General features: G+C 63.4%; 22 protein-coding genes. 14 read left to right on the plus strand and 8 right to left on the minus strand.

Going from position 1 to position 22113, the window contains the following annotated elements; all coding sequences use genetic code 11:
• Nucleotides 1-575: 575 nt before the first annotated feature.
• The 3 genes from CHU95_RS01960 to CHU95_RS01970 all read left to right on the plus strand — a co-directional run bounded on the left by CHU95_RS01960 (nucleotide 576) and on the right by CHU95_RS01970 (nucleotide 3206).
• Nucleotides 576-1595, plus strand: coding sequence for a replication initiation protein (locus CHU95_RS01960; RefSeq protein WP_094453206.1), 1020 nt, complete (start codon nucleotides 576-578; stop codon nucleotides 1593-1595).
• 176 nt (nucleotides 1596-1771) lie between these two features.
• Nucleotides 1772-2758, plus strand: coding sequence for a UDP-glucose 4-epimerase GalE (gene galE / locus CHU95_RS01965; RefSeq protein WP_094453208.1), 987 nt, complete (start codon nucleotides 1772-1774; stop codon nucleotides 2756-2758).
• 136 nt (nucleotides 2759-2894) lie between these two features.
• On the plus strand, nucleotides 2895-3206 hold the full coding sequence (locus CHU95_RS01970; RefSeq protein ID WP_207762340.1) for a helix-turn-helix transcriptional regulator: 312 nt from the start codon (nucleotides 2895-2897) through the stop codon (nucleotides 3204-3206).
• Nucleotides 3207-3336: 130 nt separating this feature from the next.
• Here the strand turns inward: CHU95_RS01970 and CHU95_RS01975 are convergent, their stop codons facing one another.
• A complete protein-coding gene (locus CHU95_RS01975) occupies nucleotides 3337-3639 on the minus strand; it encodes a CcdB family protein (protein WP_094453210.1) in 303 nt (100 codons plus the stop codon).
• A complete protein-coding gene (locus tag CHU95_RS01980) occupies nucleotides 3639-3878 on the minus strand; it encodes a type II toxin-antitoxin system CcdA family antitoxin (protein WP_094453212.1) in 240 nt (79 codons plus the stop codon). Before CHU95_RS01980 ends, CHU95_RS01975 begins: the two co-directional genes overlap by 1 nt.
• A gap of 137 nt (nucleotides 3879-4015) precedes the next feature.
• Here CHU95_RS01980 and CHU95_RS01985 point away from each other — a divergent pair, with 137 nt between their 5' ends.
• From CHU95_RS01985 to CHU95_RS01995, 3 genes are read left to right on the plus strand one after another with little or no spacing between them, the layout of a single operon-like run.
• Nucleotides 4016-4243, plus strand: a complete 228-nt coding sequence (locus CHU95_RS01985) for a hypothetical protein (RefSeq protein WP_094453214.1) — start codon at nucleotides 4016-4018, stop codon at nucleotides 4241-4243.
• A gap of 31 nt (nucleotides 4244-4274) precedes the next feature.
• A complete protein-coding gene (locus CHU95_RS01990) occupies nucleotides 4275-5831 on the plus strand; it encodes a glycosyltransferase family A protein (protein WP_165771955.1) in 1557 nt (518 codons plus the stop codon).
• A gap of 13 nt (nucleotides 5832-5844) precedes the next feature.
• Complete coding sequence (locus tag CHU95_RS01995) at nucleotides 5845-6990, plus strand: class I SAM-dependent methyltransferase (RefSeq protein WP_207762341.1); 1146 nt, start codon at nucleotides 5845-5847, stop codon at nucleotides 6988-6990.
• A gap of 30 nt (nucleotides 6991-7020) precedes the next feature.
• Here the strand turns inward: CHU95_RS01995 and CHU95_RS02000 are convergent, their stop codons facing one another.
• From CHU95_RS02000 to CHU95_RS02015, 4 genes are all read right to left on the minus strand, one after another.
• Nucleotides 7021-7950 (minus strand): replication protein RepA, encoded by a 930-nt coding sequence (locus tag CHU95_RS02000; RefSeq protein ID WP_094453220.1) that lies wholly within the window; start codon nucleotides 7948-7950, stop codon nucleotides 7021-7023.
• Between the two features lie 358 nt (nucleotides 7951-8308).
• On the minus strand, nucleotides 8309-8812 hold the full coding sequence (locus tag CHU95_RS02005; RefSeq protein WP_094453222.1) for a hypothetical protein: 504 nt from the start codon (nucleotides 8810-8812) through the stop codon (nucleotides 8309-8311).
• A gap of 15 nt (nucleotides 8813-8827) precedes the next feature.
• The gene (locus CHU95_RS02010) at nucleotides 8828-10768 is read right to left on the minus strand and encodes a glycosyltransferase family protein (RefSeq protein WP_094453224.1); all 1941 of its coding nucleotides are present in this window, start codon (nucleotides 10766-10768) and stop codon (nucleotides 8828-8830) included.
• Nucleotides 10769-11545 (minus strand): hypothetical protein, encoded by a 777-nt coding sequence (locus CHU95_RS02015; RefSeq protein WP_094453226.1) that lies wholly within the window; start codon nucleotides 11543-11545, stop codon nucleotides 10769-10771.
• Nucleotides 11546-11674: 129 nt separating this feature from the next.
• Between CHU95_RS02015 and CHU95_RS02020 the strand changes: the two genes are divergently transcribed.
• From CHU95_RS02020 to CHU95_RS02045, 6 genes are all read left to right on the plus strand, one after another.
• A complete protein-coding gene (locus CHU95_RS02020; protein WP_165771956.1) occupies nucleotides 11675-12661 on the plus strand; it encodes a glycosyltransferase family 2 protein in 987 nt (328 codons plus the stop codon).
• Nucleotides 12658-13338, plus strand: a complete 681-nt coding sequence (locus CHU95_RS02025) for an acylneuraminate cytidylyltransferase family protein (RefSeq protein WP_094453230.1) — start codon at nucleotides 12658-12660, stop codon at nucleotides 13336-13338. Before CHU95_RS02020 ends, CHU95_RS02025 begins: the two co-directional genes overlap by 4 nt.
• Nucleotides 13338-14303: a phosphoglycerate dehydrogenase gene (locus CHU95_RS02030; protein ID WP_094453232.1), complete on the plus strand. Its 966-nt coding sequence runs from the start codon at nucleotides 13338-13340 to the stop codon at nucleotides 14301-14303. The genes CHU95_RS02025 and CHU95_RS02030 overlap by 1 nt, the downstream gene beginning before the upstream one ends.
• A gap of 5 nt (nucleotides 14304-14308) precedes the next feature.
• The gene (locus CHU95_RS02035) at nucleotides 14309-15079 is read left to right on the plus strand and encodes a sulfotransferase domain-containing protein (RefSeq protein WP_094453234.1); all 771 of its coding nucleotides are present in this window, start codon (nucleotides 14309-14311) and stop codon (nucleotides 15077-15079) included.
• Nucleotides 15080-15161: 82 nt separating this feature from the next.
• Complete coding sequence (locus CHU95_RS02040; protein ID WP_094453236.1) at nucleotides 15162-16082, plus strand: 6-hydroxymethylpterin diphosphokinase MptE-like protein; 921 nt, start codon at nucleotides 15162-15164, stop codon at nucleotides 16080-16082.
• Nucleotides 16079-18385 carry an FkbM family methyltransferase gene (locus CHU95_RS02045; protein ID WP_094453238.1) on the plus strand — a complete coding sequence of 769 codons (2307 nt, stop codon included), beginning with the start codon at nucleotides 16079-16081 and terminating at the stop codon, nucleotides 18383-18385. Before CHU95_RS02040 ends, CHU95_RS02045 begins: the two co-directional genes overlap by 4 nt.
• 10 nt (nucleotides 18386-18395) lie before the next feature.
• Here the strand turns inward: CHU95_RS02045 and CHU95_RS02050 are convergent, their stop codons facing one another.
• A complete protein-coding gene (locus tag CHU95_RS02050) occupies nucleotides 18396-19901 on the minus strand; it encodes a hypothetical protein (RefSeq protein ID WP_133065382.1) in 1506 nt (501 codons plus the stop codon).
• Nucleotides 19902-20115: 214 nt separating this feature from the next.
• Between CHU95_RS02050 and CHU95_RS02055 the strand changes: the two genes are divergently transcribed.
• Both CHU95_RS02055 and CHU95_RS02060 read left to right on the plus strand, forming a co-directional pair.
• The gene (locus CHU95_RS02055) at nucleotides 20116-20811 is read left to right on the plus strand and encodes a ParA family protein (RefSeq protein ID WP_094453242.1); all 696 of its coding nucleotides are present in this window, start codon (nucleotides 20116-20118) and stop codon (nucleotides 20809-20811) included.
• A gap of 13 nt (nucleotides 20812-20824) precedes the next feature.
• Nucleotides 20825-21190 (plus strand): hypothetical protein, encoded by a 366-nt coding sequence (locus CHU95_RS02060; RefSeq protein ID WP_094453244.1) that lies wholly within the window; start codon nucleotides 20825-20827, stop codon nucleotides 21188-21190.
• A gap of 11 nt (nucleotides 21191-21201) precedes the next feature.
• On the opposite strand, the gene CHU95_RS02065 is transcribed toward CHU95_RS02060, so the two are convergent.
• The gene (locus CHU95_RS02065) at nucleotides 21202-22026 is read right to left on the minus strand and encodes a metallophosphoesterase family protein (RefSeq protein WP_245837814.1); all 825 of its coding nucleotides are present in this window, start codon (nucleotides 22024-22026) and stop codon (nucleotides 21202-21204) included.
• Nucleotides 22027-22113 lie beyond the last annotated feature (87 nt).

The following is a 22113-nucleotide window of genomic DNA, read 5'->3' on the forward strand; positions in this document are numbered from 1 at the left end:
ACAAATTCATCCCGATGTCCCAGTTGTTTCGACGACGGACATGAAGCCGCACAATGGGCAGCAAACCTCTCTGGGCAAGATTTGATTGCCGCTAAATGGTACCTTAGCTCAGATGCCGCTCTCATCCGTCAGATTGTCGCAATCGCAACGAAGAGCAAGGATAACTCCCCATTCCCTTGCGTAGGGTGGGGGCCGCAGAGCTGGCAGATCGGTGGGCGAGGCGTGACAACATGTACTGTGATTATCCGTCGACCTGAGCAACGCTGAAGTGCCGGAATTTGTACGTTATCGAATTCAAGCGAGTTTTTGGCTTTCCTTGTCCTTCTTCATCCAAAAGGTCTCCTCCTCAGTTCCTACCTGTTCCTTAGATTCCTAAGGCCAAATTCATTCTATTTTTCAGTAGCTTGAGAGCCATTATCGGACATTATGACGGGAGACTCGGGACAAATCTACGGGCCTTGTCGGACGCCTGTACGGAGATATCGGACATTCTTGCGGGGGAAAGGGGCATTTCGGACATTATGACGGTATCTTTCGGACTTCCAGTAAAATCATGTCCGATATAATCTTACAACATGTCTATATGCCCCGCCATAACACCGCCCAGCAACGTACCCAAAGCCACTGGCACAGTGGAGATTGCCGAACCTTCCGGTAAACTCACCCTGGCAGACCGTCAGCTCTTCAACCATTTGCTGGCACACGCTTATCGACGCCTGATAACGGACGAATGGCACACCGTACAAATGTCCGAAATTCGTCGCTTCGCGGCCGAAGCCCGTGGCGGCACACCGGAGAACGACAACCGCCGCATGAAGGACAGCGTTAAGCGTCTGCAGGCGACAGTCGTCGAGTTCAACTACCTGCGTTCCGATGGTGGACGGGTATGGGAATCCTCACCCCTGCTCAGCACCTGCCGGATTGATGAACGGTTGGGCAGCCTGCAATACAGCTTCCCCAGTGGCCTGCGGGAGCGGTTGGTGGAGCCTGCGCTCTACAGCATGATCAGCCTGCGCGTGCAGTGGGAGTTCGACAGCAAATATGGGCTGGTGCTGTATGAGACCCTAAAACGCTATGCGGACAGGGACGCCGCTCAACCCTGGTGGTCCGTCAAAACGTCCGAATTGCGGGACCTGCTCGGGTGCCGGGACAAGCTGACGGATTGGAAGGATTTCCGCAGACGCGCCCTGGATCCGGCCCTGGAGGAAATCGACCGACTGGCCGAGTTCCGTGTCCTTGTCATCGAAACGCGCCAGGGCCGTGGTCGCGGCGGTGGTCAGGTTGTCGCTGTCACCTTCCAGATTGAACGCAAACCCAAGGAGGATGCCGCAGCTACGGTCAGGGAACTGGACAAGCCTAAGGTCCAGCGGCGGGGGGAGCGCAGGGCAAAGGCCGAGGACATTGTCAGTGCCGTGGCCACCCGCAAGGCGCTACATTTCCTGACAGGGGCAGAGGCAGGAACAAGGCTGAAATGGGTCAAGCGTGCCGAAGCGATGGGCATAGAGCTTCCCAAGGCTGCCAGTGCGGTTGAGAATCTGGCTCGCTGGGTACCGCAGATCGCTGTGGCACTTGTCGCAGAAGAGAGAATTCGCTGAGCGCCGAGGGAACTGATCTCAAGGAATGACTGATATCTCCTTGATATCATAAAAATCGCCTACCCCAGACCGCCCCCTCCCATTCGATACGCTCTGCCCCCACAAGCCCCTAGCTTTTCCGGTCCCGTCCGGGTCATGCTCGCGCCCCTGTCGCGATGTTTCAACGGGATTGATCCATGACCCGCCCCACGATCCTGGTCACTGGCGGTGCCGGCTTCATCGGCAGCCATGCCTGCAAGGCACTGGCCCGCGCCGGGTATCAGCCTGTGGTCTATGATGACCTGTCCAATGGCCTTGTTGAGGCTGTGCGCTGGGGGCCGCTGGTGGTTGGTGGATTGGCCGATCCCGCCCGGTTGGCCGCTCTCTTTGATCAGTACCGCCCCGTGGCTGTCCTGCATTTTGCGGCCTTTATCGAAGCCGGCCTGTCGGTGCGTGAACCGGCGCGCTTTTATCAAAACAATGTCGCCGGCACCCTGTCGCTGCTGCAGGCCATGGCACAGGCGGGCTGCGACCGCATCGTCTTTTCGTCCACCGCCGCCGTCTATGGCGATCCGCTGCAGACGCCGATCCGCGAGGATCATGTCCTGCAGCCGGTCAATCCCTATGGGCGCAGCAAGCTGATGGTGGAAAATATCCTGGCCGATCAGGCCGCGGCAAAGGGGCTGCGGGTGGCGGTCTTGCGTTATTTCAACGCCTCGGGCGCGGATCCGGAGGGAGAGTTGGGGGAGAACCACCAGCCCGAAACCCATCTGATCCCGCTGGTGCTGCAGGCAGCCCTGGGGCACCGGCCGGAGATCGCGATTTTCGGCAGCGATTACGACACGCCCGACGGCACCTGTATCCGCGATTATGTGCATGTGGCCGATCTGGCCGATGCCCATGTCCTGGCCCTGCGCCGCCTGCTGGCCGATGGCGACAATCTGACCGCCAATCTGGGCACCGGCACCGGCTTTTCCGTGGCCCAGGTGGTGGCGGCAGTCGAACAGGTCACCGGCCTGCCGGTCCCCGTGCGCCGCAGCGACCGCCGGCCCGGTGATCCCGCCATCCTGGTGGCCGACAAGGGCCGGGCCTGGACCGACCTGGGCTGGCAGCCCCGCTTCCCCGATATCACCGACCATATACGCCACGCCGCCGCCTGGATGCGCCACCGGCAAGCAGATTGATATCAGAACGCTATCTGATATCAATAATCCTTTAGCGGGTGCAGTCTTATACCCAGCCTTGGTTGACGCCACGCTATCAGCTCTATATTGTCCCCTTTAAGGTACAAAAAAGCCCTTTATGATCCGTAAGGGGTACATGATGAAACGCCCTGTCCTGCTGAGCGCGCCGGAGACCGAGGCGCTGGACCTGTTGGGCCGCCGCGTCCGGCTGGCGCGGCTGCGGCGGAACCTGTCACAGGCGGCGCTCGCCGACCGTGCCGGTGTGACCCGCAAGACCTACATCGCCCTGGAACAGGGGCGGGAGACGGTGAATATCGGCCTGCTGGTCAAGGTCATGGCCGCACTCGGCTATCTGGACCGGTTGCCCGACCTGCTGGCCGCCGATCCGTTGGGTGAAGAGATGGAGGAAATCCATGGGCGCCAGCGTGGCGGCCGCCTGGCCGGTTGATGCGGCGGGTGCGGGTGGTGTGAGAAACCACCATAATCGGCATTTACAGTGACATCACCGACCCTAGACGCCACACCGCCACCTGGATGCGCCGCCGGCAAGCAGATTGATATCAGATCGCTATCTGATATCAAAATCCGGTCAGCAGCATATCCAACGCCTTCGTGATCCGCTGATGCTGGTCATCCAGGGACTGAATGATCTTGCCCAGATCCCGCCGCCGCAAGGTGGCGATGGACTGGGTCACCATGACATGGCGTTGCCCCTGGATATCGAACACCGGGTTAAGGCCGGCAATTGGGGGCGGTGCCTCCTTCTCCGGGAACAGCGGAACAACAACCCGCGTCTCCAGCCGGTCCAGCAGGTTGGCCTGCACATCCAGCAGATAGAAGGATCGCGGCCCCGGCAGGACATGGACATCGAAACGGGCCATCAGAACTGCCTGTTTTCGGCGAGCGGCAGCCCCTTTTCCTCAACATGGGCGTTCCAGGCTTCAATCGCGGCCTGATTTTCCTGTTGCCATTGCGCCGCCTTCATTTCCAGAACAGCGGCAGACAAGCCGCGCTCACAGGCCTGCGACAGGTTGATGTTGAGCTGACGCGCCTCGCGCAGCAGCGCCTCTGGCAGGGTCACATTGGTGCGCTGACGCACACCCGCATTCTCTCGCGCCATGCTGGCCTTCCGGGTCGATCATCATCAACTATGCGCATGAGCCATACACACGTCAATGCGCCCCCATTCAGGACTGGCACCCTACCCCCGCCCTGTTCCATGATCGGGGGCACCATCCACCCGGAGCCTTTCGCGCGATGATCGACCAGAATGGCAAGCCCGTGACCAAGCAAGCCCTGAAGACCTATATGGCCACCTACAATGCCGGGGTGCGCGGGTCGAAGGAGTTTGGCGCCCTGCCCCGCGCCCTGATCACCATCTGCGATAATCTGGTGCTGGGCAAAACCACCTATGTGAAATGTGTGGAAGGCCAGGTGCAGCTTTCGCGGCGCAAAGATGGCAGCGTGGCGGGCAATGGGCTGTGAGGAACCAGCAAGCGGAGCGGCGGAGAGAACCGTGAGCGTCCCTCGTTTTGCCCTGTTCAATCCTGCCGGCCTGCCGGTTCCCGCCGGCTGGACCGGCCCTGTCTGCGCCCTGTCACGGCATCTGACGGATCTGGCGCCCGATCTGGTGATCGCTGCCGATGCCGCCTTGGGCAAACGTACCGGCCATCCCTGGCTGGGCTGGCTGCGCGATGATCCCGAGGCGCTGCGCCGCGACCGCCGCCGCCTGGACTGCACCTTGTCGCATGACGGGTTCATTGTGGAGGATGCGGCCCAGACCCGGTTCCTGACCGACATCCTGGCCGCCACCGACCGCACCCCGCATATCCTGCCCCGCGCTGACCTGACACCCGACCGGCTGGGCGCCCTGCTGGCAGAGATCCGGGCCACATCGGGTTTCCTGCCCGCCACCGGCCCCGCTGCCGATGCCCCTTCTGTTGACTATATTGTCCGGGTCGGGGGCCGGGATATCGCCTTCATCCGCCGCTGCCTGGACAGTCTGGCGGCCCAGACGGTGCCCGGCATCGGCGTCATCCTGGTCCGCTACGCGCCGGTGCCGGGGCTGGAGGCGGAGATGGCGCGTCAGCGCCCCCGCCTGCGCCGCCTGGACCTGATCGACATGCCCCGGCCCACCACACGCAGCACCTGCCTGTGGGCCGGCCTGCGGCAGGTCGATGCCGACCTGTTCGGCATGCTGGATGATGATGACGCCCTGCATGTCAACCATGTGGCCAGCCTCGCGCCCCTGGCGCTGTCCGGTGCCGTGGCCATTTCCGGCTCGGTGCAGGTCTGGGACGATGCCGCCGGCCCCTATCCGCCCGCCGATCCCGGTTTTGAACATCGCGCCTTCCATGTGCTGCCAGCACCCGACCGGGCGGCCCTGCTCGACTGGAACCTGGCCATCCATTCCAGCGCCTTCCTGGCCCCGGCCAGCCTGCTGCCCTGTATCGGGCCCGATCCGGCGCTGGATATCACCGAGGATACCTATCTGTTGCGCCGGCTGGTGCGTATGGCGCCCTTTGCCGCCTCCTGGCGGGTCACCACGGATTTCCACTGGCGCCAGGGAGAGGGCGACAATACCGCCTTCCGGGGTGACTTCCGGGCCGAGACGCGGACCCGTATTGATGACCGCGAACGGCTGGACCCTGTCATTGCCGCCCTGCGCGCCACCGGGGGCGAGGACCTGCCCCTGGCCCCGGCCTGGGGACAGCGGGCCGAACGCCCGGACCTGCCCAGCCTGACCCGCCCGGCCGATTTTAACGCCCTGCCCGCCAACCGCCCGCTTTATGTCTATGGCAGCGGGCGCGGCGGGCGCATCATCCTCGGCGAACTGTCCAAACATGCGCATCTGTCGGTGACGGCCCTGCTGGACAGCCAGGCCACGGGCACGGCTTTTGGCCTGCCCCTGCGGCACCCGGCCGACCTGCCGGCCGACCATCTGCGCGACGGTTTGTTCATCATCGCCAGTGAGCATCTGGCTGCCATGACAGCCACCCTGCGGACCGCCGGTGCCGTGCATATCCTGGATGCCACCCCCCATATCCGCCTCTATACGGCCCTGCCGGCCTGAAGGACATTGCCCCATGGACCTGGACAGCCTTCTGTCGCACGCATATGCCGCCCTGGCCGCCGGGGGCCGGCTGGCGGAAGCCACGGACCTGTTCCACCGCGCCGCCACCCTGGCACCCGACCATCCGCCAGCCCTGTTGGGCCGGGCCATCACCCTGCGTGCCAATGGCTGCCCCACCCAGGCGGAAACCATCCTGCGCGCCCTGCTGTCCCGCGATCCCGATCATGCCGACGCCTGGGCGCAATTGGGCACCACCTTGCGCCTGCTGAACCGGATGCCGGAATCCGGGGCCGCCCTGGAACGCGCCCTGGAACTGGCGCCCGGCCATGCTTATGCCCAGACCAATCTGGATTATCTGGGCCGGTTCTGGCGGCGCGGCGATGTCATCCAGATCGATTATCCGCCCACCCCCCGTGTGCGTCATGGCCATGGCCAGCCGGCCCATCCCCGTCTGGCCGCCCTGCTGGCGACCGGCGATTATACGCAGGCGGCCCAGGCCCTGGCCGCCATCGCGCCTGATCTGGCCACGATCCCCGACAGCGAGGACCCGGCCCATCCGCAACGGCCCTGGTGGGACAATGCCTGGTTCTTCTCCGGCGATGCCGGCATGCTCTGTGCCCTGCTGGCCCACCGGCGCCCGGCGCGGCTGCTGGAAATCGGCTCTGGCATGTCCACCCGCTTTGCCCGCTGGGCCATCAACCGTTTCGCCACCGGCACGCATCTGCACAGTATCGACCCCGAACCCAGGGCAGCGATTGACAGCCTGTGCGACCAGATCACCCGCACCCCCCTGGAAGCGGCTGATCCTGCCTTGTTCACGGCCCTGCAGGCCGGTGACATCCTGTTCTTTGACGGTTCCCACCGCTCTTTCCAGAACAGCGATGTCACGGTTTTCTTCACCGAAATCCTGCCGGAACTGGCGTCAGGCGTGATTGTCCATATCCACGATATTTTCCTGCCCTATGATTATCCGCCTGACTGGCTGGGCCGGCTGTATAATGAGCAATATCTGCTGGCTTCGATGCTGCTGGCGGGCCAGACGCGCTATCAGATGCTCTGGCCTGGCGCCTTCGCCCCCAGCCTTCCCGCCATCGTTCCCCTGCTGCCCGCCTGTTTCCGTGATGGGCGTGGCAGTTCCTTCTGGATGCAGGTGCGATAAAAACAGAGGGGGGCGCGAGTAGAGTCCCGACTATCCGCCCAGCTTGCTGATCGGCGGGGCTGAGGGGTAGAGCATCAACCCTTCATCCTCCAGCGTCACATGCGCTTGTGGATAGGCGGCCAGGGCCAGCTTCAGTTGCGGGATCATGAAGCGTTTGAAATCGCGGATCCGCGCATATTCGGCCCCATGCTGCGCATGCAGCGCTTGCCAGGAAATCGTTGTCGGTTTGCTCAGGCTACGCAGCCGGTAGGACAGCCAGACATAAAGATCAAGCGCCAGGCTGCTGGCGCCGATGGCCCGGATGGCCTGTTCCAGCAGCGGGATCGGGTATTTGCGCAGATTGTCGTAAAAATCCTCCGACAGCACGATATGCTCTTCCCAGAGCGCACCCTGGCTGTCATCGGTCATTTTTACGCCCAGTTGCCCGCCCTTGATGATGGTCTGGCGCATAAAGCCGGGCGCACTGTCGGGCGTTTGTTGCCAGCTAAACATGACAGTCGATGCTGCGATCCGGCGCAACTGCTCACTGACGGATGCCCGTGTCTTGCCGCCAGGCGCCACGCCGATCCGTTCCAGAAAGGCATTCATGGTCCGGCCGACCTCAACCTCCCGGCTCCCCGTCCGGATGGCTTGGGTTTGCAGATACAGCATCACCAGCCGCGCATGGGCCCCGAACGGCACCCCCACTTTCACCACTTCGCTGCGTGTCTTGCCCGGCAGATGGCCCGGACTGATGGTCAGGGTGACCTGGCCCATTTCGCGCTGCCAAACAGCATCATCATGAATGCGTTTATGCGGTAAGGCGGTGAAAGCCCAGCCTGTATAGGCCCAGCCCAAATCCTCCCGCTCGCCAGCCATGACTTCGGCCGCGATATCGACGAGGTGTTTCTCGTCCGGATCGGCATACAGCTTGGCGTTATCCTTGCCGTGCTGCCGGATGAGCTGATGTATTGTTCCCATGGCGCCTAAGATTACCGCGCCCTTCCCCGAATGCAATCGGGACTCTACTCGCGCTAGCTATTAGAAAGGCTTTTAGATTCTAACTTATAGTTATGCGAGTAGAGTCCCGGGGATAAGTCCGAGTCGCGCGAGTAGAGTCCCAACACGGCGCGAGTAGAGTCCCGAGGATAAAATCGCCGTCTCTTCTTCTCAAGCGGCGCCTCATTTTCTTTTCCCCTGCGAATCGCAAACGCGCCCCCAGCCCTGCCGGGGGCGCGAGTAGAGTCCCGACTTCTGCCCAGGCTCTGCTTATGGGCTGGCCCAGCCCAGCCGGTATTGTGAACAGGGTGCCACCCGATCCCTGGCCTTTGGCTTCCATTCATGATAAGAATAAAATCTTATCTTCTGTTGCCGGGGAGCCATTCTCATGCCCGACCTCACACCAGAACCCGTCCAAACCCCTCGTTTTCCAGGACTGAAATCCCGTACCCTGGATGAGGCGGGGTGGCATGCGGTGGCGTTGGCGCTGGCGGATGGGGTGCCGGTGGGACAGGTGGCGGCTTGGTGCGGCCTGTCGCGCGGGGCTCTGTGGCGGGCCCGCCAGCGCTGCCCGGCCTTTGACCATCTCTGCCGGCCCGCACCGGTACGGGCGCCGGCCCTGGAGGATGATCTGGCCCCTCTGCGCCAAGGGTTTCTGCGCGGTCTGGAACAGGCTGTCCGGGTCGGGGATATTGATGCCCTGCTGCGCGCCGCCGACCTGCTGGGGATCGGGGAGGCGGATTTTGAAACCATCCGCTTCGACCGGTTTCACGATGTTGCGCAGGGCGATGCCGGGCCCTCCCTGTCGCTGTTGGATGAAACAGAACAGCTTTTCCCGTTGCATCCGGTTGCGCAGACCTCAGTGTCCCTCTTCGATCCGGGCCGCGATGAAGGGGAAGCCGTTCAGGATATGGGCGGGGCCGGTGGGCAGGGCGCGCAGGAGGCTCAGCATGTCGCTGACATATTGGGCGGCGATGATGATGGTGGCCGTTGCCATCAGGGCGGGGTCCAGATCGTGCGGCCGCCGCACGGGCAGCCCCTGCATTACCCCCTGCCGGCTGCTGTCCAGGAAGCCGGCCAGCCGGGCACGGGCCGCCGGTCCCAGGGCCGCATGGACGATGTCTCCGCCATGCCCTGTGCCATAAAGCCAGAGCGGGCCTGTGCCGGGCAGATGGTCAAAATCCGCCTGCCGGCACAACAGGGGCAGGGTTCCGGCCAGATCGGGGCGCAGATCGGCGATGCCGGTCAGGCGCGCTGTCTCCCCCACCCCCTGGACCAGAGCAGGCCAGGGCCGGGACGGCTTTTCGCCGCCGCTCAGCGCCTCCGCGCCCAGACAGGGTCCAGGCAGGGGCAGCAATTCCACCCCGCCAGGGCCGGTGGCCAGCAACGGGCCCAGGTCCAGGGCCAGCGACAGCCAGTCCGGCCATTGCCCGTCCAGCCCGTCCAGCCGGGTGGCGTGCAGGGCCAGACCGCCAGCCCGCAGCCGGGCCAGGGCCGCGTCCCGGCCTGCGGGCACGGGCTCGCCGGGGCGGGGCGCCAGGGCCCGATCCTCATCCGGGTCCAGACGATAGCCGCATTCCAGGTCAGGCCGGGGCCAAAGACCGGGGGCCAGCACCGCCCCGGCCTGACTGTCCGCCAGGGCCTGGGCCATGTCCGCCGCAGATCCGGGTGGCCAGTCGAGACCGGCTGGACGCAGCATCAACCCGTCCAGCCCGTCCAGGGCCGTGCGCAGCCCCGCCAGATCGGCCTGGACCGGCAGGGGGCGGCGGTTCCCGTCATCCGCCACGATCGCCCCCGCCTCGGGATACAGCACGCCCAGCCGCAGGCGCGGGGCCGCGCGCCCCCCCGTGGCCCGCCCAGCTTGCAGCTCGGCCAGCAGGTCGGGTAACGGGGCCAGCAATGCCTCCAGGCAGAGATGGCGGTTGAAGATGTCCTGCGCCTCGGCCGCCATGGCACGGGCCTGGGCGGGATGGGTCCGGGCCCAGTCCAGTTGGGCCAGGATATTGTCGGCTGCCGCCGCCTCGCCGCCGTCCGTGTCCACATACAGCACGCGGTCAGCGAACCAGTGTTCGATAAAGGGGTGACGGTCGGCGATGATCAGGGCGCCGGCGGCGGCCAGCTCAAACACCCGCATGTTGGGCACGGCCTCGGCCCGGTGCTGTGGCAGGTGCAGGCACAAGCCCATTCCTTGCCGGTGGGCGGCCTGGATGACGGCCTGTCCGTCAAAGGGCAGCGGCCCCTGCCAGGCATTGGCCAGATGCGACCAGCGCTCCGCCGTGCCATGCAGGGCCAGGACGCCCGCGTCGGCCAGCCGGGTCAGCAGGGCCGGATAACGCTGCCCGTCCCAGTTGGACCCGACATAGAACAGGCGGCTGTCGGGGCGCAGGGTGGGGGCAAGGGTGCTGCGCGGCGAGCTGGGATGGAAGGGCCGGGTCGGGGCATCGGGGCGCAGGGCCGCCAGATGCGCTGTCAGCGGCAGGCCGGAGACCAGATAGCCATCCTGGGCCGGCAGATGGCGGGCGGCCCCGGCACGGGCCGCCGGGGACAGCCGGGCCACCAGCCCGACCGGGTTCCAGGCGCAGCCCAGCCAGACATGGCGGGTCAGCTTGGGGGCGGCCTCGGGATAAAGATTGATGACGGCATCGGGGCCGAAGGCCTCGATTTCGGCCGACCGTGTCTGGATGGCCCCCACCCACCCCACCCGTTCCACCGCCACCGCCATCCGCAGCGCCAACTCCCGCTCCGCCACCGGATGGCCGGGCGCCTGCGGGTTAAACAGGGAAAGACGGAGGGGGGGCATTCAGTCCAGCCTCAGGAAATCATCCAGGGCCTGGAAGGGGAAAACCTTTTCCGTATGCAGCCCGCTTTCTGGGCTCAGCACGCGGATATCCAGCCCGAAACCGAAGGCGGCATTATCCTCGGCCACATACTGGATGCAGTGCAGATGCAGGTTGGGATCGACCTGGGCCGGGTTGGGCACCTGATAGACATCGCCCGGTTGCTGGTAATCGTCGAAGAAATAGTTGGGATTGTGGGTCACGGGTCGCTCAATCCGCAGCACCTGCCCGCCCGCCGCCGCCGCCTCGGGCAGCATCTCCTGGTACCGGCAGTCGATGCCCAGCACACCGATGCGGCGATAGCCCAGATAGCCCGCAAAACGCAGGCTGGCGCTACCAGTCGTATACCAGCCGGGATGGCCCGACCGGAAAAACGGATCGGGCCGATGCTCCAGCCCCAGCGCGGTGCAGCGCCGGGGGTCATCCGGCATATCCATCACTTGGCAGAGGAAGGTGATGCGCGGATCGCGGGCCAGATCGGGGTGATGCTTCAGGATATGCCAATGCAGGAAGGCCCGGCGGAAGCGCCCCTCCCCGATCATCCGGGCGATGGCATCGGCATGGCTCACCACTACCTGCGGGTCCAGGCAGGCATAATAGGCGGGATACCAGCCGATCCGCTGCCAGAACCGGTAGGCAGCATTCATGCCCAGCGCATTGATCTCCTGGAAGGCCGGGAAATGGTCTTGCCTCAGTGAGGGGCCGTTGCCCAGGACCAGCAGCTTCGCGTCGTTGCCCATTTCCCTCGTCCGGTCGGTCTCACCCGCCGGTGCCCGGCAGTGGCATTGATACGGCTATCTGCTTACTATATACGGAAAATATCGCTGAATGGCAGTCTGCTGCCGGTCGGCGGGGACCGGAGTATCGAAGTGCCGCGCGTCTCCTTAATCATCCGCTGCTATAACGAGGCCAAACATATTGGCCGGCTGCTGGTTGGGATCGAGAGGCAGACTTTCCGCGATATCGAAATCATCATGGTGGATAGCGGCTCCACCGATGCCACGCTGGATATCGCGGCGCATTTCCCGGTCAAGATCCTACATATCCCGCCCGAACGCTTCTCCTTCGGCCGCTCCCTCAACCTGGGCTGTGCTGCCGCCACGGGCGATATCCTGGTGATCGCCAGTGCCCATGTCTATCCGACCCATGCCGACTGGCTGGACCGGCTGGTGGCCCCTTTCGATGACCCTACCGTGGCCATCGTCTATGGTGGCCAGCGCGGGGATGCGCGTACGCGCTATTCCGAACACCGGCTGTTCGAAAGCTGGTTTCCTGACCGACCCAACCCCGATCAGCAGCACCCTTTCTGCAATAACGCCAATGCCGCTGTCCGGAGGTCCTTCTGGTTGGAAAGACCCTATGACGAGGCGCTGACAGGGCTGGAGGATCTGGAATGGGCCACGCATATGCGCCGCCTGGGTCGGCGCATCGTTTATGACCCCGCTGCCTGTATCATCCATGTGCATGAAGAGACGCCGGGCCGGGTGCTGAAGCGCTATCAGCGCGAAGCCATTGCCTTGCGCGCCATCATGCCCGACCTGCGCTTCGGTTTTCCGGATTTCCTGCGTCTGCTGACCGCCAATGTGACCAGCGACCTCTGGCACGCCCTGCGTGCGGGCCGCCTGCCGGATGTCGCCTGGGAAATTCTCTGGTTCCGCTTCATGCAGTTCCTGGGGACCTGGCGCGGCCATCGCCAGCAGGGCGAGGTACCGCAGGCCCTGAAGCGGACCTTCTTCTACCCGGCCGGTGCGGCGTCGTCCGTCTGGATCGACGAGGATGTGCGCAGTAAGCTGCGCATCGATTATGGCAGTTCGCCTATTCCCGGCGTGCCGCGGAAAACAGAGGGACCGGAATGACCAGGATTGTCGCCATCGTGCCCATGCGGCATGACAGCCAGCGTGTGAAGGGCAAGAATTACCGCGAATTCGTCGCTAAGCCCCTTTACCATTATATTGTCGGCACCCTGCTGGACTGCCCCTCCATCAGTGAGGTGGTGATCGATACCGACAGTCCGGTGATCTTAGAGGAGGCGGCGCGCCTGTTCCCCTCCGTCCGCCTGCTGGAGCGGCCGGAAAATCTGCGCGACGGCGCCACCCCCATGAATGATGTGCTGCTGCATACCACCAGCGTGGTGCCGGCCGATTTCTACCTGCAGACCCACAGTACGAACCCGCTGCTGACCAAGGCGTCGATCGAACGTGCCATCGCGACCTTCCAGGAAAAGGCGCCGGCCTTCGACAGCCTGTTCTCCGTCACCCGCCTGCAGACGCGGCTCTGGGATCAACTGGCCCGCCCCATCAACCATAATGCCGCCATCCTGCTGCGCACCCAGGATCTGCCGCCGGTCTATGAGGAAAATTCCTGTATCTACCTGTTCACGCGGGAAATCCTGGCCCGCCGCCGCAACCGGATCGGCGATCGTCCCCTGATGTTCGAGATTGATGAGATCGAGGCACAGGATATCGACATCGAAACCAATTTCCTGCTGGCCGAGCAGTTGTTCCGCCTGCACCGTCAGAGTGGAGAGGCATAATGACCGCCCATGTCCTGATCCCCTGCCGCCAGCTGCAATCCTGTATCGACCAGTTCCGCGGCTGGCTGGCGGACCATGGCATCACCATTGAGCTTCCGCCCACCCTTCAGCATCTGACGGAGGAGGATCTGGTCCCCATCATCGGCCGGTTTGACGCCATCGTTGCCGGCGACGATCAGGTCTCGCGCAAGGTGATCGAGGCGGGCACGCGCCTCAAGGTCATCTGCAAATGGGGCATCGGCATTGATGCCATCGACACTGCGGCTGCTGCCGAGCGCAATATTCCCGTCTACAATACGCCCGGCATGTTCGGGGAAGAGGTGGCGGACATGGCGCTTGGCTATGTCATTCTGCTGGCCCGTCCCCTGCACCTGATCGACCGCGGCGTGCGGGACGGGGTCTGGAGCAAGCTGCGTGGCACTACCCTGTCTGGCCTGCGGGTCGGCGTGGTCGGCCTGGGCAGCATTGGCCGGGCGGTGGTGCGCCGGCTGGGCGGTTTTGGCCTGCTGGCCTATGGCAGCGATCCCCATGCCACCCCCGATCCGGACTTTGATGCCCGCACCGGCCTGACGCGCCTGCCACTGGCGGAGATGCTGCCCCAGGTCGATTACCTGATCGTCACCTGTAATCTGACGCCCGACAGTTTCCACCTGATCGACGCGGCGGCCTTGGCCCGCCTGAAGAAGGGCGCCAAGGTCATCAATGTCTCGCGCGGGCCCATCATCGACGAAAAGGCGCTGATCGCGGCCCTGGCATCCGGTCATGTCGGCGGCGCCGGCCTGGACGTGTTCGAGGAGGAACCCCTGCCCGCCGACAGCCCGCTGCGCAGCTTCGACAATGTGATTCTGGGCGCCCATAATGGCTCCAACACCCATGAGGGTGTCGACCGGGTCAATGTCGCCGCCTTGCGCAATCTGCTGCGCGGCCTGGGTATTGCGGAGAAATATCCGCCGGCGGGCGGGTGAGCTCCATGGTATCCCCTTCCCTCCCCGGTACGGCTTCCGGGTCCGGCAGCGGCAGGATACTGATCAATTCGATCCCCAAATCGGGAACCTATCTGCTAGGTAAGCTTCTGGAATCCCTTGGCTTCCAAGGGGGAGAATTCCATTTTCGCAATAGCCATTACTGGGACTGGACCATCGATCGCACTCTGGAAGAGCATATCGAGAACCAGAAAAAATTTAGGGTCGATGCCTCCTTCGGGGAAGCGATCGAGCGGGTCGGGCCGGGTTATTTCTACGCCCATCTCTATTTCGATGAGGCCACGGACCTTATCCTGAAAAAGCAGGATGTGCGGACCCATTTTTTCCTGGTGCGCGAACTGCGCGAAGCCCTGGTGTCCATGTACCGGTTCCAGTTTCACCAGCGCGGTAAGGAAGAACCGGAGGAGAACCGGCAGGCCCTGTTCGCGGCCTGGATCACGAAACATGCTGCTTCTCATCTGCATGGGATGGGGATGCAGATCCCCTGGGTCTCGCGCAGCTCGCTGACAATTCCCTATGCCGATCTCATCGGTGATCGCGGCCCGCAGGCACAAGCGGATCTTCTGGCCTGTATCGCAGGAGTGTTGGACCTGGACCCTGATCATGTCCAGGCGGTTTTCCATCGTTCGGCCATCGGGTTGAAGACCCGGACCTATATCGGCAGGCCCTCCCGGATTGATGATTACTGGTCCGATGCGGCTGAGACGGTTTTCCTCGCTCTCGGGGGCGACCAGATGAACAGGCAGCTCGGGGGCTAGCGCGTCCCCTTTAATTCTTCCGCGCCCCCCTTCGGAAGGCTATGATCCATCAATATAATCCGGGGCCTGGAAGGGGAAGAACGTGCCGGCTGATGAATTCCAGGGATTGGATGAAACCGGGCTTCAGCAGCTTTATGCGGAAACGGTGGCCGACCTACCCCTGCGCGCGCCCATTTTTCTGCCAACCGAGCGCATGCCCCTGGCTGACCGTGTGCGTGGTGTGCTGGCGGTGCGCGATCTCTGCCGCAACCGCCTGGAAAGCCTTTACAAGCCCCGGCTGCGCGCGCTGAAGGCCGGTATCGGCAATCACAACCGCTGTTTTATCATCGGTAACGGGCCCAGCCTGAATCGTACGGACCTCACCCTGCTGAAGGGGGAGACGACATTTGCCGTCAATGGCTTTTTCCTGAAGGCCCGTGAACTGGATTGGAAGCCCACTTTCTATGTGGTGGAAGATCATCTGGTAGCAGAGGACCGGGCGGCGGAGATTGAAGGTGTCACGGGTTCGACCCGGCTGTTTCCCGCCTATCTGCGCTACTGCCTGACGGAACGCGACGATACGGTCTTTTTCGATCACCGGCCCCGGACCCGCTATCCGCATGGCTTTAATTTCTCCACCGATGCGGACCATTGCACCTATGCCGGCTGCACGGTCACCTTCACCTGCATGCAGCTGGCCGCCTATATGGGGTTCCGGGAGATTTATCTGATCGGGGTGGATGCCAGCTACAAGATCCCCGACGATGCCAGCCAGGGCAGTCAATATGGTGTCGGCATCCTGGACATGGCGTCTGATGACCCCAACCATTTCCATCCCGATTATTTCGGCAAGGGGTACCGCTGGCACGATCCCCAGGTGGATAAAATGATCGAAGCCTATGAGGAGGCGCGCCGCACCCTGGAGGGGACAGGCTCGACCATCTACAACGCTACCCTGGGCGGCCAGCTGGAAGTGTTTGAACGGCGTGATTATGCGTCCCTGTTCGCCGGGGCCGGACGATGAACGCCGCCCTTTTACCCCCCGTTCCCCGCATCCTGGTCATCGACCTCACCTGCCGGGGGGATGGCACCGCCACGGGGGCCTTGAAGGAGACCCTGTTTGCCGATTGGCCGCGTGACAGCTACCTGCAGGTCCATGCCGCCGGGTCGGACGGGCTGGGCCTGGCTGGGTCACCGGCCTTTGCGGGCCGCTATGCCGGTCAGGCCGATGACGGACAGGTGTCAGAGATCATCCGGGCCTTCGCGCCTCAACTGATCCTCTACCGGCCCGTTCCTGAACGGCCCGGCCTGCATCTTTTCGCCATGGGGGTGATCCGCCAGTTCGCGCAGGTGCCGCTTGCCATCTGGATCATGGATGACTGGCCGACCAGTCTGGCCTTGCAGCAGCCATCCCTGGCGGCCTGCCTGGATCATGACCTGCGCTGGTTGCTGAACCGGGCCGTGCTGCGTCTGGCCATCTGCACGGCTATGTGTGCAGCCTTCACGGAACGGTATGGTGTTCCCTTCCTGCCCTTCGGCAATGGGGTGGAACCCGCCACCCCACCTGTGCGTGCCGCCAGGACAGGCCCCTTCACGCTGCGCTACAGCGGCTCCCTGGCCGCCAACATGACGCTTCATGCTCTGATCCTGCTGTCCCAGGCCGTGGAGCAGCTCAATGCCGACGGCATTGCCTGCCGTCTGGAAATCAATACCCGGCCCTTCTGGCGTGACACGGCCCAGATGCGGTTCACCCCCTTCAGCCATACCATCCTGACCGTGCATGACCGGACAGAGGCCGACTATCTGCGCTGGCTGGCCGAGGGTGATGCCGTTGTGATCGCCTATAATTTCGATGAGATGTCGGCGATCTATTGCCGCTACTCCATGGCCAACAAGCTGCCGGAAATGCTGGTGAGCGGCGCGCCCCTGCTGGCCTTGGGTCCGGCTGACAATGCGACCATCAGCTATGTTCGCGAACAGGGGTGCGGGCTTGTGGTGGATCAGCGCGATGTGACGGTCCTGCGTCAGGCGCTGGCCGGTCTGATCGCTTCCCCCGCTGAACAGTCCCGTCTGGCCGATCAGGCGGTAGCCGTGGCTCAGACCTGTTTCGAGATCGGGGCCATCCGGCGGGATTTCATGCAGGCGCTGAGCACTGCTGCCGGCCCGGCCTTGCCGCAGCAGCATATCGTTTCCGATACCCATTGGCGTCTGGCTCGGGCGCGTCTGGATGAGACGGAGATGATCGCCCGGCTGTTCGACCAGGCACCACCGGCTGAATATCGCCCGGTGATGCTGGATGTCGGAGCGCATTTTGGGTCCAGCAGCCAGTATTTCGTCAATCGCGGCTGGCGGATCTTCTGCTTCGAACCTGACCCCGCCAATCGGGCCAAGCTGGAAACCCGTTTCAGTGGACAGGAGGGCCTGTCCATCCATGCTGTGGCGCTGGGAGAGGCGGAAGCGGCTTCTGTCCCCTTCTTCACGTCCACAGAAAGCACCGGCATCAGCAGCCTGCTGGCCTTCCGTGACAGTCATACCTGTGCCGAGCATGTGCCTGTCACGACCATCGATGCCTTTACCCGGGAGCACGGAATTACCCGTGTCGACTTTCTGAAGATCGATGCTGAAGGTTGGGATTTCAGGGTGCTGAAGGGCGTGCCCTGGGACCGGTTACGTCCGGACGTGATCGAATGCGAATTTGAGGATGCCAAGACCACCCATCTGGGCTATCGCATGATCGATATGGCCGATTTACTAGTGGGGCTGGGCTACAGCGTCTATGTCAGCGAATGGCACCCGATCATCCGCTATGGCATCCGTCATGACTGGTGCCGCATGTCTGTCTATCCTACCCGCCTGCGTGATCCCGATTGCTGGGGCAATCTGCTGGCCTTCCGCACCGATCCCGGGCCTGTCGCCGTCAATAGGGCCATTGATCAGTGTCTGAAGGTGGACAGTCCGGCGGCCATCGCCTGGACCCGTCAGGCTGTCGCCCATCCCCATATCATCGCCATGGCGGACGATCTGCGCGCCGTGCCGGCGGACCGCCCAGTCTGGATTTATGGGGCTTCGCAGGGGGGGCGCATCGTCCTAGATATCCTCAACGCCCAGGGGGGCCGGCAGGTCGCAGGCTTCATCGATACCTTCCGCGACGGGGAGATGAACGGCCTTCCCGTTCGGCGTCTGGCCAGCCTCGACCTTTACGGTATGGCGCCGGCCTCTATCGTGGTGGCCAGCCAGTTCTCGCGGGAGATCATTCGTAGCATGCGCATGCTGCCCCAGGACTGGCTTTACGATGCTGCTCTGTTTCTGGTCCGGCGCAAAGGCTGAGGCCGTTCGTTCAGGCAAGTGTCGAAATGCCGGGTACGTGCTGGGCAAGCCTCTCTCCCAGCCCTGCTTCCCTCAGCAGAAGCAGGGCTGCCTCGCGCACGGGGGCTGCCAGATTGACAAGTCGGCGCAGGGCATTGTCGGAAAGATCGAGGGCCAGTTGCCGGACCTGCTCCCGGGCATCCCCGTCACGGTTCATGGATCGCAGGGCCAGACCACGCAGGAGTTTTAACAGGGGCAGGCTGTCCCCGGTCCGTTTGTCGATCAGGGCCAGGGCCTGTCCTGCCGCCCCTTCAACCAGCAGGGCCATGACCTGCTGGTTGAAGGCCTGACGCTCTCCTAGTGGTAGCGAGCGCAGCTGGTCGCATCGCTGGGTCACTATCTCTCGCTGCTCTGCCAGGATGGCCAGGCTAGCCTGCAGCGACAGGGCCAGGACCTGCGTGGGCTCTTGGCCTAGGACCCTGGAGGCCAGCATCTCCGCTTGTTGCGGCAGGCCCGCGCACAGGCATGCGCGGGCGACGGCTAGCAGCAGACGCGGCTGCTCTGGCAACTCTGCCGCAGCCTGGGCCAGGAAAGCGGCATGCCGGGCAGGTGCCGGGTCACAGACGATGATTTCCGCCAGCAGCCATATACGGTAGAGATGGGCACCTGCCCCTCCGGCTTCCAGAAAGGCCGCCAGCTGTTCCAGCGGCGGTAGCAGGTCACGGTTCAGCAGGGCCACCGCCATGGGGCCCGCCGTTCCTAACAGAGCGGTATCCGTCCAATCGCCCTTTTCCAATAGGCGCTGGACAATTTCGGTGACCGTGACCGCATCCAGCTCTGGGATACCCTGCCGGGCCAGCCGCTGCAGGATACGCTGCTGCTGCGGTAGTGGTGTCGGGATGGTGAGGCCGGGATTGTAAAGCAGGCCCAATGATCGTGCGTCCAGAGCCGCGACCAACTCGTTCTGTCCATGGCGGGACAGTGTGCCGGCCAGTTCCGGCAGAATGTCGATCATCACGCCAGCCGGTGGCATCGAATTGACCGGAAAAGCGCACAGGGCCTTGATATCAGCGATCCCCTCCTCTATTCGGCCCTGGCGCAGGTGCTGACGCGCGCGGATGGCTAGCACCAGCGCCCGGTCATCTGCGGTCAGGGCGGTGTCGAGCAGCGCGGCTGCCTGTTCCACCAGGCTCTCAGTAAGATCTTCCAAGCCTGCGGACAGGGAGGTGATGCCAATCAACTCGACCAGCCCGTCGATCATGCGGCGCGCCGGTCCCTCCTGCAGGGAACGCTCAACGAGGTCGGCCTCCCCGTTCCGCCCCTGCGCGCGCAGCAAACGGGCCATCAACAGTTGTCGCGCTGTTTCCTGGTTCGGCATGCCGCCCGCATCGCGCAGTCTGGGCAGCGCAGCGGCGGCACCATCGCTGCGGTAAATCGCCAACGCCATGCCCAGGGCATAATTGGCTGCAACGTCCCGGCGTATGTTGGCCCGCCATTCAGCAACCCGTGCGCCATCCAGGTTAGCAGTCTGGTTCATGTCTTCGCCCTTTAATCCGGGATGGCCGCCGGCCATTTCTATTCCAAATCCGGATCATCTTTCTCACGCCATGTGGCATCAGGGAAGAGGCATGTACCATTCCCATGTGTTGAGTGATATCATAAAGATATCTGCTATCATTCAAATAGCATTTTGAGATCACGTATCTACATGATATTTAACTGATATCAGCCTGATACGTAGAGATCACGCCATGCCCACCATTGTCTTTGCCAGCCCCAAGGGTGGGGCCGGAAAATCCACCTCGGCGGTCCTGCTGGCCACGGCCCTGGCGGGGCAGGGGGCGTCGGTCACCATCATTGATGCCGATCCCAACAAGCCGGTCTCCCGCTGGGCGCGGCTGCCCGGCAAGCCAGAGAACCTCACTGTCCTGGCCGAGGTCACGGAAGAGACGGTGACCGATGCCATTGATGAGGCGGCGCTGAAGACGGCCTTTGTCATTGTCGATCTGGAGGGTACGGCCTCGATGATGGTCGGCTATGCCATGAGCCGGGCCGATCTGGTGGTGATCCCCAGCCAGGGGTCGCAACTGGATGCGGGCGAGGCGGTGAAGGCCATCCGGCTGGTGCGCAGCCAGGAACGTGCCTTCCGCCGGCAGATCCCGTTTGCCGTTCTGTTCACCCGCACCAGTGCCGCCATCAAGCCCCGGTCACTGCAAAGCATCGCGGCGGAATTTGCCGACAATGACGTGCCGGTCTTCGATACCCAGCTGCATGAGCGTGACGCCTTCCGCGCCATTTTCGCCTATGGCGGCACCCTGGCCGATCTGGACCCGTCTCAGGTCACCAATATCAAGGCGGCCTCCTCCAACGCGCTGGCCTTTGCCGCCGAAGTGGTGGCGGTGCTGAAGGGCGGCATCAAGGCACCGGTGAGCAGGGTATCGGCCTGAAAGGGAACATCACATGAGCAAGACCCGCGCCAGCATTTTCGGGGATGAGGCTGATCCGCTCGACCTGTCGGGCTTTGCGCCCAAGGCGCCCCAGGATATCCAGGCCCCGCCGGCCGATGCCATCCGGGCCGTATCAGAAGCCGCCCGCTTCCCCAGCCGGGAACCCAAACCGGTTGCCGCACCCCCTCCGCCCGCCCCGATGAAGCGTGAACAGCGCCGGCACCGCACGGGCCGCAATGTGCAGTTCAATATCCGCGCCCGGCAGGAAACGATCGACGCCTTCCTGGCCATCGCCGACCGTGAGGGCTGGGTGCTGGGCGAGGTGCTGGAACATGCTGTGGCGGCGCTGGAGCGAGAGCTGGCCGTATCGAGCGGGTGAGGCCGGCCTGACTACACGGGCCGATTATTTTCACCCTGCCCGACCTGTACCAGCCGTCGGTCCTGTCCGGACAAGGCGAGAGCCGTCAACACGCCTGTTGCATAGGCACCGGTATCGATGCCAATGCGGTTCCCGGTCAGAATGGGAATATCGATAATCGTATGCCCATGGACGATGGCATGGTCGGAACGGAAGGGCCGATCCATGAAACCGTCCCGGATCCACAGCAAGTCATCGGGCTGTTGCGCCGCCAATGGCACGCCGGGCCGGATACCGGCATGGACAAAGACATAATCCCCGACAATGCTCATCAGTCTGGTCTGGCGAAGGAAAGCCAGATGGCTTTCGGGCAGCCGCTCGGCCATTTCTTGCGCCAGCCCCATCAGCCGCGCAGGATCCGATAAGCCGGGCGAGGCCCGGACACCATAGCTGGATAAGGTTTCAGTCCCCCCGAAACGCAGCCAAGCCTGGGCTTCAACCGGCGTGACCAGGAAGTCCAGTAAGGCCTGTTCGTGATTGCCGCGCAGGAATTGGAGACGAGCGCCTGGGAAGGGGTTATCCGTCAGAATATCCAGAACCTGCCGACTATCCGGGCCTCGATCCAGATAGTCGCCTAGAAAAATCAGCGTTATGGCCGCCCCTTGGGCATGACGGTCAGCATCCGCCCGCAGTGTGGCCAGCAATTGACGCAGCAGGCCGGCCTCACCGTGAATATCGCCGATGGCATAGACGAGTTGCCCGTCTGGTATCTGAAATGTCCTTTCCGCCGCATCGGTCAGGGGGGGATAGCGGCGGAACTGTGCCATCAGGGCGTTCCAGATCTTTTTTGCCGCCATCGATTGTCTCCTTCCGATACCGGATGCCGGTTGGCACCTTGCAATACGCTATCTTACCGGGCTAGTAGCAGAGCCTGCGGAGGCCAT

Origin of the sequence: Niveispirillum lacus (assembly GCF_002251795.1) — a bacterium.
Taxonomy (GTDB): domain Bacteria; phylum Pseudomonadota; class Alphaproteobacteria; order Azospirillales; family Azospirillaceae; genus Niveispirillum; species Niveispirillum lacus.

Coding starts and splice junctions, on each gene's coding strand:
- CHU95_RS01960 (WP_094453206.1), top strand. CDS start 576: ATGTCTATATGCCCCGCCATAACACCGCCCAGCAACGTACCCAAAGCC.
- galE (WP_094453208.1), top strand. CDS start 1,772: ATGACCCGCCCCACGATCCTGGTCACTGGCGGTGCCGGCTTCATCGGC.
- CHU95_RS01970 (WP_207762340.1), top strand. CDS start 2,895: ATGATGAAACGCCCTGTCCTGCTGAGCGCGCCGGAGACCGAGGCGCTG.
- CHU95_RS01975 (WP_094453210.1), bottom strand. CDS start 3,639: ATGGCCCGTTTCGATGTCCATGTCCTGCCGGGGCCGCGATCCTTCTAT.
- CHU95_RS01980 (WP_094453212.1), bottom strand. CDS start 3,878: ATGGCGCGAGAGAATGCGGGTGTGCGTCAGCGCACCAATGTGACCCTG.
- CHU95_RS01985 (WP_094453214.1), top strand. CDS start 4,016: ATGATCGACCAGAATGGCAAGCCCGTGACCAAGCAAGCCCTGAAGACC.
- CHU95_RS01995 (WP_207762341.1), top strand. CDS start 5,845: ATGGACCTGGACAGCCTTCTGTCGCACGCATATGCCGCCCTGGCCGCC.
- CHU95_RS02000 (WP_094453220.1), bottom strand. CDS start 7,950: ATGGGAACAATACATCAGCTCATCCGGCAGCACGGCAAGGATAACGCC.
- CHU95_RS02005 (WP_094453222.1), bottom strand. CDS start 8,812: ATGCAACGGGAAAAGCTGTTCTGTTTCATCCAACAGCGACAGGGAGGG.
- CHU95_RS02010 (WP_094453224.1), bottom strand. CDS start 10,768: ATGCCCCCCCTCCGTCTTTCCCTGTTTAACCCGCAGGCGCCCGGCCAT.
- CHU95_RS02015 (WP_094453226.1), bottom strand. CDS start 11,545: ATGGGCAACGACGCGAAGCTGCTGGTCCTGGGCAACGGCCCCTCACTG.
- CHU95_RS02025 (WP_094453230.1), top strand. CDS start 12,658: ATGACCAGGATTGTCGCCATCGTGCCCATGCGGCATGACAGCCAGCGT.
- CHU95_RS02030 (WP_094453232.1), top strand. CDS start 13,338: ATGACCGCCCATGTCCTGATCCCCTGCCGCCAGCTGCAATCCTGTATC.
- CHU95_RS02035 (WP_094453234.1), top strand. CDS start 14,309: ATGGTATCCCCTTCCCTCCCCGGTACGGCTTCCGGGTCCGGCAGCGGC.
- CHU95_RS02045 (WP_094453238.1), top strand. CDS start 16,079: ATGAACGCCGCCCTTTTACCCCCCGTTCCCCGCATCCTGGTCATCGAC.
- CHU95_RS02050 (WP_133065382.1), bottom strand. CDS start 19,901: ATGAACCAGACTGCTAACCTGGATGGCGCACGGGTTGCTGAATGGCGG.
- CHU95_RS02055 (WP_094453242.1), top strand. CDS start 20,116: ATGCCCACCATTGTCTTTGCCAGCCCCAAGGGTGGGGCCGGAAAATCC.
- CHU95_RS02060 (WP_094453244.1), top strand. CDS start 20,825: ATGAGCAAGACCCGCGCCAGCATTTTCGGGGATGAGGCTGATCCGCTC.
- CHU95_RS02065 (WP_245837814.1), bottom strand. CDS start 22,026: ATGGCGGCAAAAAAGATCTGGAACGCCCTGATGGCACAGTTCCGCCGC.